Origin of the sequence: Myxococcus sp. AM010 (assembly GCF_013372585.1) — a bacterium.
GTDB lineage: Bacteria > Myxococcota > Myxococcia > Myxococcales > Myxococcaceae > Myxococcus > Myxococcus vastator.
In genome coordinates this window covers 1-1125 of sequence record NZ_JABXEO010000209.1, presented here as the reverse complement: position 1 = coordinate 1125, position 1125 = coordinate 1, and the positions used below count along the sequence as shown (strand labels likewise).

The window sequence follows — 1125 nt, the reverse complement described above, 5'->3', positions numbered from 1 at the left end:
GTGTCGGGCGGCGTCAGGTCCACCGTCCAGGTGTGATGCGGTGGAGCGTTGTCCACGTTCCCCGCCGCGTCCTTCGCCCGCACCCACAGCGTGTAGGCGCCATCCGTCAGCACCGGCGTCAGGTAGGTGGACGCAGGCGTCAGATGGGAGGCCGCGCAGTCCTGCCACCGGGAGCTGCCCTCCGCCGGAGCCTGGGTCGCTGCCGAATCATCCCGTGCGCACTGGAACGTCACCGGGTCCTCGTTCGACTCGAACCGGAACACCGCGACCGCCTCGTTGAAGTCCACCCGAGGCGTACCGCCGTCGGCGAAATCCGTGGTGGGCCGAGATAGGTCGACCCGCCAGACATGGCGCGCAGGCGTCGTGTCCACGTTGCCCGCTGCATCCCTCGCCCGGACCCAGAAGGTGTACGTCTCCCCATTCGTCAGCGTGCCCGTCGTATGAGTCCCCGTCCCCGAGCACGGCGTCGTCTGCCACGCGCCGGCGCCCACCGCGGGTGGCGAGGCGATGTCGCCGGTCTGAAGGACACAGTGGAAGGTGATGCCCGACGTCTCGTTCGACGCGAACTGGAAGACCGCGTTCGCCAGTCGTGACGGAGACGTGGGAGTGCCGTTCGCGGTGAAATGCGTGTCGGGCGCGGTGGTGTCGACGGTGTAGGTCACCGTGTTGCTGGGAGGGCCCTGGAGTCCCTGGGCCTCGGTGACGGCCATCAGCACGGTATTGCCCGTGGGCAATGCCCGGGAGAGGGTGACGGCGAACGCCGTGGGTGAGTTCGTCGTACCGACTACGGCACGGCCGAACTCCGGGCCATTCGGTACACCCGAGATGCGTTGGTAGATCACCACCTCGGTCCCGGCGGTCCCCGTTCCGGTGAGCGTCGGCAGCGGATTGTTCGTCGTCACGGCCGTCGCGGGCGCAATCACCGGCGCGGCAGGGGCAGTCAGGGCCACCTGCATGAACGTGGCAAGCCCGGTGTGAGGAAACGCATTGTTTCCAGGCGTAGCCCCAGCGTGCCCCCCGCCCACCGCGCTGCCCGCGATGCCATTCGATACGGAGGACGTGGCCGCACAACCATTCGCAGTCGCGGCCTGGACCAGGATCCGGCCGCCACCGCCGCCGCCACCC

Annotated in this window: 1 pseudogene; it reads right to left on the bottom strand. The window is 69.0% G+C overall.

Annotation, left to right across the window (positions count from 1 at the left end):
* Window positions 1–956 (bottom strand): annotated as a pseudogene (locus HV826_RS36340) (hypothetical protein); the annotation flags it as partial.
* Window positions 957–1125 lie beyond the last annotated feature (169 nt).